This window comes from Streptomyces sp. DH-12 (assembly GCF_002899455.1).
In the GTDB taxonomy this organism is placed as follows: domain Bacteria; phylum Actinomycetota; class Actinomycetes; order Streptomycetales; family Streptomycetaceae; genus Streptomyces.
Map to the genome: position 1 here is coordinate 2169303 of NZ_PPFB01000001.1, position 16787 is coordinate 2186089.

At 72.3% G+C, this 16787-nt stretch carries 12 protein-coding genes; 3 read left to right on the forward strand and 9 right to left on the reverse strand.

Annotated elements, in window-relative coordinates:
* Nucleotides 1–81 precede the first annotated feature (81 nt).
* A complete protein-coding gene (locus C1708_RS08585) occupies nt 82–2208 on the reverse strand; it encodes a DNA gyrase/topoisomerase IV subunit B (protein ID WP_106412094.1) in 2127 nt (708 codons plus the stop codon).
* 438 nt (nt 2209–2646) lie between these two features.
* On the opposite strand from C1708_RS08585, the gene C1708_RS08590 reads away from it, so the two are divergent.
* Nucleotides 2647–2874, forward strand: a complete 228-nt coding sequence (locus C1708_RS08590) for a DUF7455 domain-containing protein (protein WP_048456232.1) — start codon at nt 2647–2649, stop codon at nt 2872–2874.
* Nucleotides 2875–3443: 569 nt separating this feature from the next.
* On the opposite strand, the gene C1708_RS08595 is transcribed toward C1708_RS08590, so the two are convergent.
* From C1708_RS08595 to C1708_RS08620, 6 genes are all read right to left on the reverse strand, one after another.
* Nucleotides 3444–4286: a S1 family peptidase gene (locus C1708_RS08595; protein WP_106412095.1), complete on the reverse strand. Its 843-nt coding sequence runs from the start codon at nt 4284–4286 to the stop codon at nt 3444–3446.
* 168 nt (nt 4287–4454) lie between these two features.
* Entirely contained in the window at nt 4455–5987 is a 1533-nt protein-coding gene (locus C1708_RS08600) for an RNA polymerase sigma factor (RefSeq protein WP_106416221.1), read from the reverse strand.
* 431 nt (nt 5988–6418) lie between these two features.
* On the reverse strand, nt 6419–7300 hold the full coding sequence (locus tag C1708_RS08605; RefSeq protein ID WP_106412096.1) for a FadR/GntR family transcriptional regulator: 882 nt from the start codon (nt 7298–7300) through the stop codon (nt 6419–6421).
* Between the two features lie 163 nt (nt 7301–7463).
* The gene (locus C1708_RS08610; protein WP_106412097.1) at nt 7464–9347 is read right to left on the reverse strand and encodes an ABC transporter ATP-binding protein; all 1884 of its coding nucleotides are present in this window, start codon (nt 9345–9347) and stop codon (nt 7464–7466) included.
* 104 nt (nt 9348–9451) lie between these two features.
* Entirely contained in the window at nt 9452–10210 is a 759-nt protein-coding gene (locus C1708_RS08615) for an NUDIX hydrolase (protein WP_106412098.1), read from the reverse strand.
* A gap of 86 nt (nt 10211–10296) precedes the next feature.
* Nucleotides 10297–11937 carry a DUF4192 domain-containing protein gene (locus C1708_RS08620; protein WP_106412099.1) on the reverse strand — a complete coding sequence of 547 codons (1641 nt, stop codon included), beginning with the start codon at nt 11935–11937 and terminating at the stop codon, nt 10297–10299.
* A 141-nt stretch (nt 11938–12078) separates the two neighbouring features.
* On the opposite strand from C1708_RS08620, the gene C1708_RS08625 reads away from it, so the two are divergent.
* Nucleotides 12079–14244, forward strand: coding sequence for a RecQ family ATP-dependent DNA helicase (locus tag C1708_RS08625; protein ID WP_106412100.1), 2166 nt, complete (start codon nt 12079–12081; stop codon nt 14242–14244).
* Nucleotides 14245–14456: 212 nt separating this feature from the next.
* The gene (locus tag C1708_RS08630) at nt 14457–15068 is read left to right on the forward strand and encodes a hypothetical protein (RefSeq protein WP_106412101.1); all 612 of its coding nucleotides are present in this window, start codon (nt 14457–14459) and stop codon (nt 15066–15068) included.
* Nucleotides 15069–15375: 307 nt separating this feature from the next.
* Here C1708_RS08630 and C1708_RS08635 read toward each other — a convergent pair whose 3' ends face one another.
* Nucleotides 15376–16002 (reverse strand): hypothetical protein, encoded by a 627-nt coding sequence (locus tag C1708_RS08635; RefSeq protein WP_106412102.1) that lies wholly within the window; start codon nt 16000–16002, stop codon nt 15376–15378.
* Nucleotides 16003–16069: 67 nt separating this feature from the next.
* Nucleotides 16070–16771, reverse strand: coding sequence for a ribonuclease HII (rnhB, locus tag C1708_RS08640; protein WP_106412103.1), 702 nt, complete (start codon nt 16769–16771; stop codon nt 16070–16072).
* Nucleotides 16772–16787 lie beyond the last annotated feature (16 nt).

A 16787-nucleotide genomic window follows, 5' to 3' on the forward strand; every position in this document is an offset into this window, starting at 1 on the left:
TGCAGGCACCCGTGAGGACGGCTGGAGGGGCGCCGTCCCGCCGGCGGTTCCCGGCGGTCGGCGCCCTCCGCGCACGTACTCCTAGGCGTCGATGCGGGAGCGGTCCAGCGTGGCCGCGGAGCTGGAGATGAACTCCTTGCGCGGGGCGACGTCGTTGCCCATGAGGAGGTCGAAGACCTGCTCGGCGGCCTCGAGGTCGGTGAGGTTGATCCGGCGCAGGGTGCGGTGGCGCGGGTCCATCGTGGTCTCGGCCAGCTGGTCGGCGTCCATCTCGCCGAGGCCCTTGTAGCGCTGGATCGAGTCCTTGTACCGGATGCCCTTGCTCTGCAGCTCCATGAGCTTGTCCCGCAGCTCCCGGTCCGAGTACGTGTACACGTACTTGTCCTGGCCCTTCCTGGGCTGGACGATCTCGATCCGGTGCAGCGGCGGCACCGCTGCGAAGACCCGGCCGGCCTCGACCATGGGCCGCATGTAGCGGTGGAACAGGGTCAGGAGCAGCGTGCGGATGTGGGAGCCGTCCACATCGGCGTCGGTCATCATGATGATCTTGCCGTAGCGCGCCGCGTCGATGTCGAAGGTCCGGCCGGACCCGGCTCCTATGACCTGGATGATCGCGCCGCACTCGGCGTTCTTGAGCATGTCCGTGACGGACGACTTCTGCACGTTGAGGATCTTGCCGCGGATCGGCAGCAGCGCCTGGAACTCGGAGTTCCGGGCGAGCTTCGCCGTGCCGAGCGCCGAGTCGCCCTCGACGATGAACAGCTCGCTGCGGTCGACGTCGTCGCTGCGGCAGTCGGCGAGCTTGGCGGGCAGCGAGGAGGACTCCAGGGCCGTCTTGCGGCGCTGCGCGTCCTTGTGCTGGCGGGCGGCGATACGGGTCCGGGCCGCGGCCACCGCCTTCTCCATCACCACGCGTGCCTGCTGGGCGGCGTCCCGCTTGGTGGAGGTCAGGAACGCCTTGAGCTCCTTGGCCACCACGTTGTTCACGATGCGGCGGGCCGCGGAGGTGCCGAGCACCTCCTTGGTCTGCCCTTCGAACTGGGGCTCGGCAAGGCGGACCGTGACCACCGCGGTCAGGCCCTCGAGGGCGTCGTCCTTGACGATGTCGTCCTCGGCGACGCGCAGCATCTTCTTGGCCCGCAGGACCTCGTTCATCGTCTTGGCGACGGCCTGCTCGAAGCCCGCGACGTGGGTGCCGCCCTTGGGGGTGGCGATGATGTTGACGAACGACCGCACCGTCGTGTCGTAGCCGGTCCCCCAGCGCAGCGCGATGTCCACGCCGAGCTCGCGGGTGACCTCGGTGGGCGTCATCTGACCGTGGTCGTCCAGGACGGGGACGGTCTCCTTGAAGGTGCCCTGGCCACTGAAGCGGAGGGTGTCGCACACGGGCCTGTCGGAGGCCAGGAACTCGCAGAACTCGCTGATCCCGCCGTCGAAGCGGAAGGACTCCTCGCCCTTGCTGCCGCCCTCGCCGAGCCCGTACTCGTCGCGGACGACGATGGTCAGGCCGGGCACCAGGAACGCGGTCTGCCGGGCGCGCTGGTGCAGGGTGTCCAGGGCGAGCTTGGCGTCCTTGAGGAAGATCTGGCGGTCGGCCCAGTAGCGCACCCGGGTGCCGCTGCGGGTCTTGGGGATCTTCTTGGTCTTGCGCAGCCCGCTCTTGGGCTCGAACTTCGCGTCCGGGCCCAGGGCGGAGAAGACGCCGGGGACGCCGCGCCGGAAGCTGATCGCGTGGGTGTGGCCCCCGCGGTCCACCTCCACGTCGAGCCGCGCGGAGAGCGCGTTGACCACGGAGGCGCCGACGCCGTGCAGACCGCCGGAGGCCGCGTAGGAGCCGCCGCCGAACTTTCCGCCGGCGTGCAGCTTGGTCATGACGACCTCGACACCGGAGAGGCCGGTCTTGGGCTCGACGTCGACCGGGATGCCGCGGCCGTTGTCCTTGACCTCCACCGAGCCGTCGTCGTGGAGCACGACCTCGATGTGGTCGCAGTAGCCGCCGAGGGCCTCGTCCACGGCGTTGTCGATGATCTCCCAGAGGCAGTGCATCAGGCCACGGCTGTCCGTGGACCCGATGTACATGCCGGGGCGCTTGCGCACGGCCTCGAGCCCCTCGAGGACGAGCAGGTGCCGCGCGGTGTAGTTGGAACCGTCCCGGTCTGCTCCTGCCAGCAGCGCTGTGGACGACGGCACGGACGTCTCGGCGGTCACGCGGTTCGCTCCTCGCTGAATTTCAGATGGGGCCCTCGTGGGTAAGGGCGCGGCTTGGGTCACCGGTGAGAGGGTACCGAGGCCTGGTAGAGCCGTTGTCACGCCACCCTCGTCTCGGTCCCACCCTAGTCGAGAGTCGCATAAGCGTTCGATCCCTCGATGGAGTGAAGCACACATCACGTTCCCATCGAGGCATGAACCATTTAGGCTCCGGGCACGTCCTCATGAACAACCGGCAACCCAGCCGGGAGGGCCGACCACCGATACAACGCGAATCCGTACGACACAGAGACACGCACTACGGCACATTCGCCGCCAACCGGCAACAGCCGGCCGCCTCGAAGATTTTTTTGAGGAAAAGCCTCGAGCGGGAACGTTTTGGGGCTGGTTGGATGTTGACCCTGGTACGACAGCTCGTCGAGCTAGAGAAGAGGCGACGTGACTACTGTTCTGACCCCCGCGAGCCCGCTGACGGCCGCCGATCGCTGCGACCGCTGCGGCGCCCAGGCTTACCTGCGCGTCGTCCTGCTGAGCGGTGGAGAACTGCTCTTCTGCGCCCACCACGGTCGCAAGTTCGAGCCGGAACTCAAGAAGATCGCCGCTGAGATACAGGACGAGACGGAGCGGTTGACCGCTCCGAAGGCCACTCCTGACGAGGAGCGCTGACACTTCGCGTCCGACGACGAGCAGCCAGCCCGGCACAGGCCGGCGAACGGGCGGCGTCCTCCCTCGCGGAGGACGCCGCCCGTCTGCGTGTACGCGGGCACGCGGCCGCTGGGCGGGCGCGGCACGGGTGCCCGACGCGGGCGCGTGTGCGGCGGCTCGGGTGGGCGGACGCACCCGTGATGCGGTGGGGCGCGTTCTGGAGCCCCCAGGTGACCTGACCGGCAGGGCGCCCCGCAGCTGGGCGCCGAAGTGGCCGTGCCCAGGGCCCGACCGGCAGGTCGCGCCACAGCAAGGCGCCGAGACGTGCTGCGCCCCCCCTCGGGGCCTGACCGGCAGCTCGCGCCGCGGAAGACGCCGGGAACTGCTGCGCCTCCCTCGGGCGCGTGTCCCTCGGGCTCCGACTCCAGGCGCCCGGTGCGTCGGACCCGTACCGGCGCGATGAAGCTCAAGGCTCCGTGATCGCTGCTCACGCTCCCCGCACCGGTTCCACTGGGGGGTCTTGGCGGGCCCGGCCCTTTCAAGCCGCCACAGCGTCCCCACCACCCTGTTCTGTTCGGCCCTGTGGGGCCTCAGCCGTGCGAGGCCGCAGGCCACCCCAGTGTGCGGAGGACGTCCGAGATGCGGGTGTACACCCCTGGGCTGCCCGCCCAGCCGCAGCCCGCACCCCAGGAGACCAGGCCTATGAGCCGTCCCTGGGCGACCAGCGGCCCCCCGCTGTCGCCCTGACAGGCGTCCCGGCCCCCGGCGATCTCACCCGCGCACAGCATCGTCTCGGCGCGGTAGGCGCCGTGGGAGCCCCCCGGGTAGGCCTTCTCGCACAGCGCGTCGGGCTGCACCCGTACCCGCGCCGCGTGGAGGCTGCCGGCGTAGCCGCCGGAGCCCGTGGTGTCCCCCCAGCCGTAGACCGTGGCGGCCGTGCCCGCGCGGTAGGCCGGGTCGCCCGCCCCGGCCATGCCTATGACCGAGGTCGCGGGGAGCGGCTCGGCCAGGCTGAGCACGGCGAAGTCGCCGGAGTTGGTGACGCCGTCGTAGCGCGGGTTCACCCAGACCTTCCGTACGGCGACCTCCTGACCGCTCTCCGAGAGCAGCTCGGTGCGCCCCGCTATCACCCTGAGGTCGGGCACCCGCTCCGGTGCGGCGCCGAGCACCTCCGGGTCCATGCAGTGGGCGGCGGTGAGCACGGTGGTCCGCCCGACCGCCACACCCCCGCAGAACTGCCCCGCCCGCGTACCGCCGAACCGGTCACGGCTGGAGAGGGCCACGGTGTACGGGCTCTGTGACACATCGACGGGGAAGCCACCGACGACGACGCTGTCGGCGGCCACCGGAGCGGCCGAGGCCAGCGGTATGACGGTCCCGGCAGCCACGAGGGCCAGTGGCCGGGCCAGGGCCCTGGCGAGTCGACGCCGCATGCACACTCCTCACACTGGGGTGTTCCTTGGCAACCCACAGTGAGGGAAGCGCTCCGCGTCCGCACCCGCGCGGCAGGCGCGGCAACGTGAAAGCCCGGCCCCCTGGAGCGGGGGCCGGGCTTTCACGGACGGCGGCGCACGACGGGTCGCCGTGCCGGGGCGACCGGTCTAGTCGAGGTAGTCGCGCAGCACCTGCGAACGCGACGGGTGGCGCAGCTTCGACATGGTCTTGGACTCGATCTGGCGGATGCGCTCACGCGTGACGCCGTACACCTTGCCGATCTCGTCGAGGGTCTTCGGCTGACCGTCGGTGAGACCGAACCGCATCGAGACGACGCCCGCCTCGCGCTCCGACAAGGTGTCGAGCACGGAGTGCAGCTGCTCCTGCAGCAGCGTGAAGCTGACGGCGTCGGCCGGGACGACGGCCTCGGAGTCCTCGATGAGGTCACCGAACTCGCTGTCGCCGTCCTCGCCCAGCGGGGTGTGCAGGGAGATGGGCTCGCGGCCGTACTTCTGGACCTCGATGACCTTCTCCGGGGTCATGTCGAGCTCCTTGGCCAGCTCCTCCGGGGTGGGCTCGCGGCCCAGGTCCTGGAGCATCTGGCGCTGCACGCGCGCGAGCTTGTTGATGACCTCGACCATGTGCACCGGGATGCGGATGGTGCGGGCCTGGTCGGCCATGGCGCGGGTGATCGCCTGACGGATCCACCAGGTGGCGTACGTGGAGAACTTGTAGCCCTTGGTGTAGTCGAACTTCTCGACTGCGCGGATCAGACCGAGGTTGCCCTCCTGGATGAGGTCCAGGAAGAGCATGCCGCGGCCGGTGTAGCGCTTGGCCAGGGAGACGACCAGCCGGAGGTTGGCCTCCAGCAGGTGGTTCTTGGCCCGGCGGCCGTCCTCCGCGATGATCTCCAGCTCGCGCTTGAGCTTGGGCGCCAGCTTGTCGGAGTTCGCCAGCTTGTCCTCGGCGAACAGGCCCGCCTCGATGCGCTTGGCCAGCTCGACCTCCTGCTCGGCGTTGAGCAGGGGGACCTTGCCGATCTGCTTGAGGTAGTCCTTGACCGGGTCGGCGGTAGCGCCGGCGGCGGCGACCTGCTGGGCCGGCGCGTCGTCCTCGTCCTCGTCGGAGAGCACGAAGCCGGCGTTCTCGGCGCCCTCGGGCTCGTCCACCGCGGCCTTGGTCTCCTCGAGGACCTCCTCGTCGACCAGTTCGGCGTCGTCCTTCTTGGCCGTGGTCTTCTTGGCGGCGGTCTTCTTGGCCGTGGTCTTCTTCGCCGCCGTCTTCTTGGCGGTGGTCTTCTTGGCGGCTGCCTTCTTGGCGGGCGCCGCCTCCTCCTCGGCGGCTGCGTCGGCGGCCGGGGCCGCGGGCGCGGCGGCGGTGGCCTTCCGCGGGGTCGCCGTCTTGGCCGCTACGGCCTTGGTGGCGGTGCGCTTGGCGGGACTCTTCGCTGCGACGCTCTTGCGGGTGCGCTTGGGCTCTGCGGCACTGACCATCAGCGTCACACCCTCTTCCTCGAGGATCTGGTTGAGGCTGCGCAGTACGTTCTTCCACTGAGTGGCCGGAATCTGGTCAGCTTCGAAGGCCCGACGCACGTCATCGCCGGCGATCTGCCCCTCAGCCTTTCCCCGCTCGATGAGCGCCATGACAGAGACGGACTCGGCGATCTCCGGCGGGAGCGTACGGGATGTGCTGGCCGACACGAACAACCTCTCGGAACGTTGGAAAACGGCTTCCGGCCCCGTCCACAGGGGACAGGGGCCGACCGCCGGCTTGGGGATGGGCCGACGGCGCGGGCGGGGGCCGGGAAGGTTCACAGCGCCGTGAACGGCGTCCGTATTCCCTCCGCGGCTGTCACCTCTTAGGTCATCGCGTTCTTCCCAGGAGCGTTACGCCCATTCCGCGTGGCCCGAGTCACACCCCGTAACCGGTCAAAACCTGACAGATGAGGACAGGAGTGCGCATCGGGGGCAAGGGGGCCGTCTCCCCCGGAGGGCTTTGGTGAGTCTTTCGTACTGTCGGACCCTGCGGAACCGTCGATGGTTCCGCAGGGTCCGACGGGTGACGGCTCACGGATGCGGCACTGCCACAGGAGGGGGATGGCAGGCCGGACCGCGCCGTCGGGGTGACGCGGTCAGTGCTCGCGCGGCGCGGGCACCACGCGCTCCACCTCGGGGTGGACCGTGAGAAGCTGCCGCATGGCCGCCTCGGCCGCGGGGCCGTCGCCACCGGCGAGGGCGTCGACGATCCGGGCATGGTGGGCCAGCGAGGTCTCGGTCGGCCGCTCACAGCCGGTGACCGGGCCGCCCGACACCTGGAGCGCGGCGCCCACGATCCCGGACAGGTGCTCCAGCATGCGGTTGCCGGCGACCTGGATGAGCAGCGAGTGGAACTCGGCGTCGGCCCGGGCGAAGGTCAGCGCGTCGCCCTGTCCGAGGGCGTGCCCCATGATCTCCACCATGTCGGTCAGGCGCTGCTGGACGTCCTCCCGGCCGTGTCCGGCCGCCAGGCGCGCGGCGAGCGGCTCGATCGTCCAGCGCAGCTCGCTCAGCTCCCGGCGCTGGTCGTCACGCTGCGGTCCGTAGGCCCGCCATTCGATGATGTCCGGATCCAGAAGATTCCAGTCGCTGACCGGGCGCACCCGCGTGCCCACGTTCGGCCGGGCGCTGACCAGGCCCTTGGCCTCCAGGACGCGGAGCGACTCGCGGACGACGGTGCGGGACACCTCGAAACGCTGACCGATCTCCTCGGGCACCAGCGGGCGGTCGGCGCCCAGGTCACCGGAAACGATCATCTGTCCCAGCTGCTGGACGAGCTGTCCGTGCAGCCCGCGTCCGCGGCTGCCCGCGGTCCGCCGGACCGCACGGCCCAGCTCCGGATCCGCGCCTTCCCACACAGGGCCCCGCTCGGAGCCGGGCGCCTCCGCGTAGGGGTAGCGGTCGAGTTCGCCCGGGGTCGCGAGGCCGGAGTCGGCGGAGCGGGCGGTGGTCATCATGGTGTGCGCAAGGGTACTCACGCATTCTTTGTCGGCGTCGGCTCCAACTCCCTTGAGGTCTTTGGTGAAAAGCACACGAAAGGGTGATCGCCCGCCTCGTCGCAATTGACGCCTTATCGGAAAGAGACGAGCTTTTCAGGGGGAGTTGTGATCAAAAAGAGACTGAGACGCGCACACTCGGTCGTCATCGGACTCGGCTGCGCAGGCCGGTGAACGCGTACGCGCACAGGAGTGCCAGCACCGACAACGCCATGGCCCCGCCCACCGGTTGGGCGACCAGCCGCAGCACCGCCTCCAGGTGCTGCTCGCCCCCGAAGGGCCACCGCAGCGGCAGCCCGTCGCGCACCCGCCCGGCGAACGGCTCCGGACCGCGCACCGACGGACCGTCCGTGATCTTGTGCACGGCGGGTACGACGAGGAGGGGCACGGCGACGACCGCGGCGAGCCCGGCGGTGGCGGACCGGAAGACGCCCGCGGCCAGCACCCCGGCCCAGGCACAGCCCGTGACCAGGGCGAGCCACCCGGCGGTGAGAGCGAGCCAGTCCGCCGGCACCGCGACGAGTTCGCTCCCGTAGACGAGATAGAGCAGTTCGGCGTTGCATCCCACGGTCAGCACGGCCAGCGCCAGCGCGGTGAGCGAGGCGACGAGGAGCTTGGCGGTCAGCAGACCGAGCCTCCGGGGGACCGTGCCGCGGTCCGCCGCGAGCGCGGGGTGGCGGAACTCGTCGCCGAACGCCAGCGCACCGAGCAGGCCCGCCCCGAGCGCGGCGGGCGGCAGCGGCAACTCCATGGGCCAGGCGGCCAGCAGCCGTGGCTGCGAGGTGTGACCGATACGGGCCAGCAGCACGGCGGTGAGCGCCGAGACGGCGAGCACGCAGGCCGTTACGACGTAGCCCGTGGCCACACCGGTGGCCCGCCGGATCTCGTAGCGGACGGGCCGCAGGGGGGTGGGGGCGGGCCGGACGAGGACGGGGGGCGGGAGGGTGGCCGAGGTGGGGCGCGGGGTGCCGGGGCGCGACGGGGGTGCTGCCGTGGGGGTGTCGTCGTCGGGTGCGTCCCGGGGCGGCTCGGGCGGGGTCGACGGGCCGGGAGCGGTCTCGTGCGCGGGAGCCGCGGGTTCGGGCTCGGAGTCGGTCGCTGCCGGGGACCCGGACGCGGCTGTCTGCGGGAGTTGCGTGTCCGTACCGGCGCCCGGACCCATGTCGCCGATCTCGTCGGCCAGTTGGTGCACGACGATGCCGTGCCGGAACGCCGTCTCCCCCACCTCGGCGCAGGTGCTTCCGTAGACGCACAGGCGGTTGCCGCCCTCTTGTACGACCTCGACGGACTTCCGGGTCGAGCGGGCCTGCTGTGCGAGCAGCGCGGACAGGCGGGCCGCGTGCGGGCTGCGGACGGCGACGCGGGGGCGCAGACGGGTACGGGCGAAGTCGGCGGCCCGCTGGTCGGCGACGAGCCGTCCGCCGTCCAACGTGACCACGTGGTCGGCGAACCGCGCCGCCTCCTTGGGGTCGGCCGTGCTGCACAGCACCGTCCCGCCCTGTGCCGCGTGTTCCCGCAACATGTCGTACAGCCAGCGCCTTTCTCCCACCGCGAGCCCTCGCGCGGGGTCGTCGAGCACGAGCGTGTGCGGGTCCGGCAGGAGGGCGCAGGCCAGGCCCAGGCGACGGTCCATGCCGCGTGACAGGGTGCCGAGCCGCTCGTCGCGCAGGCTCATCAGGCCCACCGCTTCGAGCACTTCGTCGGCGTGCCGGACCGGGACGCCCGAGGCCGCGCAGAGCATGCGGAGGTGTCCGCGGACCGAGCGGGCGGGGTGCCCCGGCACGTCCCCCAGCAGGACCCCGACCTCGTGGGCGGGGTGCGGGATGCGGTGCAGGGGGCGGCCTCTGAAGTAGGTGATCCCGCGCCCGCGTTGGATTTCGAGCATGAGCCTCAACACCGTCGTCTTGCCCGCGCCCGGCGCTCCGAGCAACGCGGTGACGCGGCCCGCGTGCGCCTCGAAGGAGACGTCGTCGACGACGGGCGGGTGCTCTTTGCGGGGGGTGCTGGTCAGTCCGATGGCCTGGATCACCTGATGCAAGATAGCGCGCCATATCGGATTTTTCGGGCACCACAGGGCTCGTTGCACCAAGGGAGACGGTCCGGGGACACGCGTCCCGTGACCGGCCTTCCCCGTCAGACCTCGGGACGCAGCATGGGCGGGTTGAGCAGGGTGGCGCCGCCGGCCCGGAAGAGCTGGGCGGGGCGGCCGCCCTGCCGGGTGGTGGTGCCGCCGGTGGGGACCAGGAAGCCCGGGGTGCCCGTCACCTTGCGGTGGAAGTTGCGCGGGTCGAGCGCCACGCCCCAGACCGCCTCGTAGACCCGGCGCAGCTCTCCGACGGTGAACTCCGGCGGGCAGAACGCCGTCGCGAGCGACGAGTACTCGATCTTGGAGCGGGCGCGCTCCACCCCGTCCCAGAGGATCTGGGCATGGTCGAACGCGAGCGGCGCCACCGGCTCGCCTTCCCTGCCGTAACCGCCCTGTCGCAGCAACTCGTCCACCGGGGCCCAGCGCGCGTTGCTGGCGTCGCCGCCCGCCCGTGGCGCCGGCAGGTCGGGAGCGAGCGCGAGGTGGGCGACGCTCACGACCCGCATGCGGGGGTCACGCTCGGGGTCGCCGTACGTGGCCAGCTGCTCGAGATGGGCGCCGTGGTCCTGGGCGGGGACGGACGGATCGTGCACCCGCAGTCCCGTCTCCTCGGCCAGCTCCCGCGCCGCCGCCTGCGCCAGATCCTCGTCGGCCCGGACGAAGCCGCCGGGGAGTGCCCAGCGCCCCTGGAACGGGGGCTCGCCCCTGCGCACCGCCAGCGCACACAGAGCGTGACGTCGCACGGTGAGCACGACCAGGTCCACGGTGACGGCGAAAGGCGGGAAGGCTGACGGGTCGTAGGACATGCGGCGATCATAGTCGTCTCCCTGACGATAAACACTCCCTTCGCCGGGCTGACCGTCGGCCGGACACCACCTCTACGTGGATCCCTTCACTCCTCCGTGTCCCCTCCGTGTGACGCGGAGTGCGCGCCGTCCTGGCGGTGTCCGCGTCGGCTCGTGCCGCCGGGGCGAGTCGCGCCGGGGCGACTGCCGCCGCGCCGGCCCCCTCGCGGGTCCGGGCCGCCGGGGTGCGCGACACCTTCGGGGCGGGCCCCGCCGGGTGCCGTCCGCGGGCGCGGCAGCCGTCCGGCCGCGGTGGTCCCCTGGCGCGTCGGCCGACCCGTGCGGCCGGCGGTCCGCATCCGGCGCCTTCGAGGGGCGGGCTCCGCGTCCTGAACGGAGGCCTCGCCTGCCTCCGCCGGGCGGGGGTCCGCGCCCTCGTCCACGGACCGCGTCTCACCCCTTCCTTCGCTCTCGCCCCGCAGGCAGCGGCGGATCGACTCCGGGTCGAGTCCCTCGTTGCACGCCTGGTGCAGCAGACGGGCGAAGAGATAGTCCGGGTCGGCCCCGAGGGCCATGGCGAGCGACTCCCGGGCTTCCAGTTCGTCACCGGTGGACCAGGCGACCCACCCGGCGAGGGTGAGGGGCGCGGCGGCGTACTCGCCGTACGGGCCGACGCAGCGGCGTGCCAGGGTCCGCCACAGGCGCAGGGCGGGGTCCGCCTCGTCGCCCTCCATCCACGCGGCGGCGCGGTCGCGGGTCGTGCGGTCCTGGAGGCCGAGGAGCACCGTGGCCGCCTCGTCGAACCCGATCAGTTCGTCGTCCCGCAGGTCCGCCGGGAGCGCGCCGGAGACGGACGGGGCGTCGGCGAGGCGGCGCACGAGACGCCCGGCCAGTTCCATCGTCTCGTCGGCGACCTTCCTCCGCGCCTGTTCGTCGACGATCCGGGGCAGCAGCTTCAGCCCGGCGTCGTCCAGTGCGCGGCGCTGGTCGTGGGCGGCGGAGGTCTGCCAGGGCTGGAGGCGGGCATGCAGTTCACGGAGGGAGCCGCGGACCTGGAGCCCGGCGTAGGCGGCTGCGGCGGCCAGCACGGACGTGCCGGGCAGACCCATCGGTGTTCCCTCGGCAGGGCAGCAGGTCCGGTCGTCGCAGCAGTACGACCAGAAGCGGCCGCCGGAGACGCAGAGGGCTTCGACCACCGGGACGTCGAGGGCTCCGCACTCCAGCCGCAGGGCGTGGGCCAGCGGTCCGAGGCGCTCCTTGACCTGTCGGCCGGTCTCGCCCTGTCCCGGTTCCTGGCACAGGAACACGACCATCTGCTCGGGCCGGGCGCCTCGGCGCTCGCAGCCGGTCACCAGGCCCTGGGCGAGCTGCCGGGCGGCGGAGGGCCAGTCGCCGGCGTCGGCGGGGATGCCGAGCCGGGCCCGGCCGCCGAACCTGCCGCGCCCGCCCGTGTCGTGCAGGGACACGAGCACGATGCTGTCCTCCGGGCGGTACCCGAGCAGATAGGGCACGGCGTCGGCGAGCTCGGCCGGGGTGCGCAGGGTCACCTGCCGCGGATCGCCGTGGCTCTCGTACGCGGTGCAGGACAGGTCCGCCGGGAGCGGAGGGTGGTCCGTCCCGCTCTCCGGCACGGGTGTCCCGGTGCGGGCCGCGGCCGCGTCCCGCCGCGGCTCCGCTTCGTCGTGTCCGCGCAGGATCGGGATGTCACTGTTCTCGGAGGGACCGGTCGTCCCGCTGTGGTTCGTCATGCCGGGACCCTCTCGCGGATTGCGACATTCCGGTTTTCTTGTGGATAAGTCGGGTCAGGTTCATGCCATTGCCGTCGTCGCCGGTCGTCCTTCGTCCACAGCCCACGCTCGATGTCGGCGCGGTCCTGTTGTATGGGACCCATGGAGCACACGAGCAACACGGATCTCCGGACGGCCGCCGACGCGGTGCTCGCCCGTCTCGTCGGCGACGACACGGGCACCGCCCGGCTGCGTGACGACCAGTGGCGGGCGATCGAGGCGCTGGTCGCCGACAAGCGCCGGGCCCTGGTCGTCCAGCGCACGGGCTGGGGCAAGTCCGCGGTGTACTTCGTGGCCACCGCGCTGCTGCGGGCCCAGGGCAGCGGACCGACCGTGATCGTCTCCCCACTCCTGGCGCTCATGCGCAACCAGGTCGAGGCCGCGGCCCGGGCCGGGGTCCGTGCCCGGACCATCAACTCCTCCAACAGCGAGGAGTGGGACGCCATCCGGGCGGAGATCGACGCCGGTGAGGTGGACGTGCTGCTCGTCAGCCCCGAGCGGCTGAACAACCCCGACTTCCGCGACCAGGTGCTGCCCCGCCTCGCGGCCGCGACCGGACTTCTCGTGGTCGACGAGGCGCACTGCATCTCCGACTGGGGCCATGACTTCCGCCCGGACTACCGCCGGCTGCGCACGATGCTGAACGACCTTCCGGAGGGGGTGCCGGTCCTCGCCACCACCGCCACGGCCAACGCCCGGGTGACCGCCGACGTCGCCGACCAGCTCGGCACGGGCGGTTCCTCGGACGCGCTCGTGCTGCGGGGGCCGCTGGACCGGGAGAGCCTCAGCCTGAGCGTGCTGCGCCTGCCGGACGCGGCGCACCGCATGGCCTGGCTCGCCGACCACCTGGACCAGCTCCCCGGGTCGGGGATCATCTACACGCTCACCGTGGCCGTGGCCGAGGAGGTCACCGCGTTCCTGCGCCGGCACGGTCATGCGGTCGCCTCGTACACCGGCCGGACGGAGAACGCCGACCGGCAGCAGGCCGAGGAGGACCTGCTCGCCAACAGGGTGAAGGCCCTCGTCGCCACCTCCGCCCTCGGCATGGGGTTCGACAAGCCCGACCTGGGCTTCGTGGTGCACCTGGGGTCGCCGTCGTCGCCCATCTCCTACTACCAGCAGGTCGGCCGCGCGGGCCGCGGTGTCCGGCACGCGGAAGTGCTGCTCCTGCCGGGCAAGGAGGACGAGGCGATCTGGGAGTACTTCGCGTCCCTCGCCTTCCCTCCGGAGGAGACGGTGCGGCGCACGCTCGACGTGCTGGCGCGCGCCGAACGGCCGCTGTCCCTCCCCGCGCTCGAACCGCTCGTGGAACTGCGCCGCTCCCGCCTCGAGACCATGCTGAAGGTGCTCGACGTGGACGGGGCGGTGAAGCGGGTCAAGGGCGGCTGGACCGCGACCGGACAGCCCTGGACGTACGACGCCGAGCGGTACGCGTGGGTGGCGCGTCAACGCGCGGCCGAGCAGCAGGCGATGCGTGACTACGTGTCGACGACGGGCTGCCGGATGGAGTTCCTGCAGCGGCAGTTGGACGACGAGGGCGCCAAGCCCTGCGGCCGCTGCGACAACTGCGCGGGCGCCCGCTACACGGCCGAGGCTTCCGCCGTGGCCCTCGACGCGGCCCGCGCCGACCTCGGCCGGGCGGGCGTCGAGGTGGAGCCCCGGCGCATGTGGCCCACCGGACTCCCCGCGATCGGCGTGGATCTGAAGGGCCGCATCCCGGCCGGGGAGCAGGCGGCGCGGGGCCGGGCGCTGGGCCGGCTGTCGGACATCGGCTGGGGCAACCGGCTGCGGCCGCTGCTCGCGCCGCATGCGCCGGACGGGCCCGTGCCCGACGACGTCGCGCGGGCCGCGGTGGGCGTGCTCGCCGACTGGGCCAAGGGACCCGGCGGCTGGGCGCCGGGGGTGGACGACGCCCAGCCCCGGCCGGTCGGGGTGGTCACCGTCGCCTCGCGCACCCGGCCGCAGCTCGTCCAGTCGCTCGGGACGCACATCGCGGAGACCGGCCGGCTGCCGCTGCTCGGGACGGTGCAGAGCACGGGTGAGCAGCACCGACTCCCCCGCAGCAACAGCGCCCAGCGGCTCAAGGCCCTCGCCGGCGCGCTGACCGTGCCGCCGGAGCTCGCGGAGGCACTCGCGCGGGCCGGCGGCCCGGTGCTGCTGGTGGACGATTACACCGAGACAGGGTGGACGCTCGCTGTCGCGGCACGGCTGCTGCGGCGGGCGGGTGCGCAAGGAGTGCTGCCGCTGGTACTGGCCGTACAGGGCTGACCGGAGGGTTCCGCTCGGCGGGTGGGGATATTAGCCGCGAATCCGCCGATAACGGTCCCCTGCCCCAATTGCTCGTTGCCGCATCCAAGTTCGACAGGAAGAATTGAAGGACGCACCCGCACGGCTCGCCCGCCGACCAGGTAAGGCTCTGTTGCGTGCGCGCTCCCCGAATCCGACCCGCCCGCAGTGTGGGCGTAGCCGAAGGGAGGACCGTGACCTTCGGATTCGCTCCGTCCTCGGCGGCATCGCTGTCGATGTCCGCCGCATCCGCCCGCCGTGTGCTCGAGCCTGCGGAGTGGGCGGCCGCGGGAATCCCGCTGCTGCGCAATCCGCGCGAGGTCGTCAGCGGACTGCACGCCCGGCACCGTCCCGGCCCGGCGACCGCGGTCGTCGCCGTGCTCGATCCCGACGAACGCCTTCGGGCGAGCGCGTCGTTCACCCGGCGCTCCGCCGCCGACGGCTGGATGTACCGCAACGTGCTGCTGGCCCAGCTGCGCCGGGTCATCCCGCACGACCTGCGGCGCCGCACCCCGGTGCGCACCGCCGTCCTGCTCTACTGCCGTGAGGGCGACGCCCGCTGGACGGAGGAGGACGGGGCCTGGATGTGGGGGCTGCGGGACGCCTGCACCCTGCACGGGCTGCGCTGCGGCGCGTACATCACGCTGACCCGTGACGGCTGGCAGGTGCTGGGTGAAGGGCGCGGCGGCCGCCATCCCAGCGCCCATTCGGAGCCGGAGCCGGTCGCCATGTCCGAGGCGCCGCCGCGGATCCCCCGCACGGGCGGGGCGGCGTCGGATGTACTGCGGCGCGCGGCGGCCCGCTGACGTCACCCGGATGCACTGCCGACGTCCGGCCCCGCACGTCCGGCGTACGCGCCCGTGGCCCCGGCGGGCCCCGGCGTGCGGCGCCACGGACGACCGTGGACCACGCATGCCTCGCGGGCCGTCCGGCAGACGACACCGATGACCCACGAGCCACGTCCCCGCGCCGTGCGCCCTCATCCGTCGCCGGGACACCGAGGGACCAGCCGGGCACACCGAGGGGCCAGCGGTGCGGACACTGCGACCGCCGGTGTTCACGCGTGCGTGCGATGGCCTCGCCCGCCGTGCCGGTCGACGCCGTGGCGTCGGCTCAGACCCCGGCGCCCAGCACGGAGTTGATGCGCTGCGGGTCCCCGCAGACGATCAGCAGGGCGCCGGCCCGGGCGTGGGCCGTCTTCAGTGCGGAGGCGGTCAGGGACTCGGGACCGCCGTTGACGGCGACCACCACGACGGGACGCGCCTTGGCACGGTCCGCCACCTGGGCGTCCGTGTAGAAGACGTCGTCACCGGAGTCGTGCTGGGCCCAGTAGGCGGCTTCACCGAAGGACAGTTCATGGGTGGCCCACGGATGCTGGTCACCGGTGGTGATCACCAGCACGTCGCCGGGGGCGCGGCCCGAGTCCAGAAGCAGGTCGACGGCTTCCTCGGCGGCGTCGAGCGCCCCTTCGACGGAAGCCGGGATCAGCTGGATCTGCGGGCCGTTGGCGGCGGTGGACGGACCCGGAGGGCCGGGTGTGGCGGCGGGGGCCGCCTCACGCGGCGTGCGCTGGGCCGGAGGAGCCGGCCGCGGCGGGCCGGGACGGCCGGGACGCGACGGAGCCGCGGGGCGGGGACCGGGTACGGGGCGGGGGGTCGGCGCGGTACGGCCACTGGCCGGCGTGGCGCGGGGACCCTGGGCACTCTCGTGAATCTGAGGCTCCTCGGGAAGGAGAGGCATGAGCTGATTTTTATCAAACGTCGGCACGGCCGGCGTCGCCGGGTGGCACATCAGTGCGAGCGACCCGTCAGAAGTCGAAGCCGAGTTGGCCCTCGATCTCCGGGACGCGCGCCTCCGTCCAGGTGCGGACCTTCTTGAGGTGCCGCCACTGGGGCAGCGCATCAAGATACGCCCACGACAGGCGGTGGTACGGGGTGGGTCCCCGAACCTCCAGCGCGGCCCGGTGCACGGGGGACGGATACCCGGCGTTGTCCGCGAAACCGAAGTCTGCATGCTCGGCACCCAGTTCGGCCATCATTTTGTCGCGCTGGACCTTGGCGATGACCGACGCCGCCGCCACGGCCACGCAGGACTGGTCGCCCTTGATGACCGTCCGGACCCGCCAGGGCGAGCCCAGGTAGTCGTGCTTGCCGTCGAGGATGACCGCGTCGGGCCGGACGGGCAGGCCTTCCAGGGCGCGGACGGCCGCCAGCCGGAGCGCGGCGGTCATCCCCATGGCGTCGATCTCCTCGGGCGACGCGTGCCCCAGGGCGTACGACGTGACCCAGCTCCGCAGCGTCTCGGCGAGTTCCGTGCGGCGCTTGACGGCGAGGAGTTTGGAGTCGGTGAGTCCCTCGGGGGGCCGGCGCAGTCCGGTGATCGCCGCGCAGACGGTGACCGGGCCGGCCCACGCGCCACGCCCCACCTCGTCGACACCTGCAACGATCTTCGCTCCGGTCGTGGCGCGGAGTGAGCGCTCGACGGTGTGAGTAGGCGGTTCGTACGGCATGGCGCCCTTAGCGTAC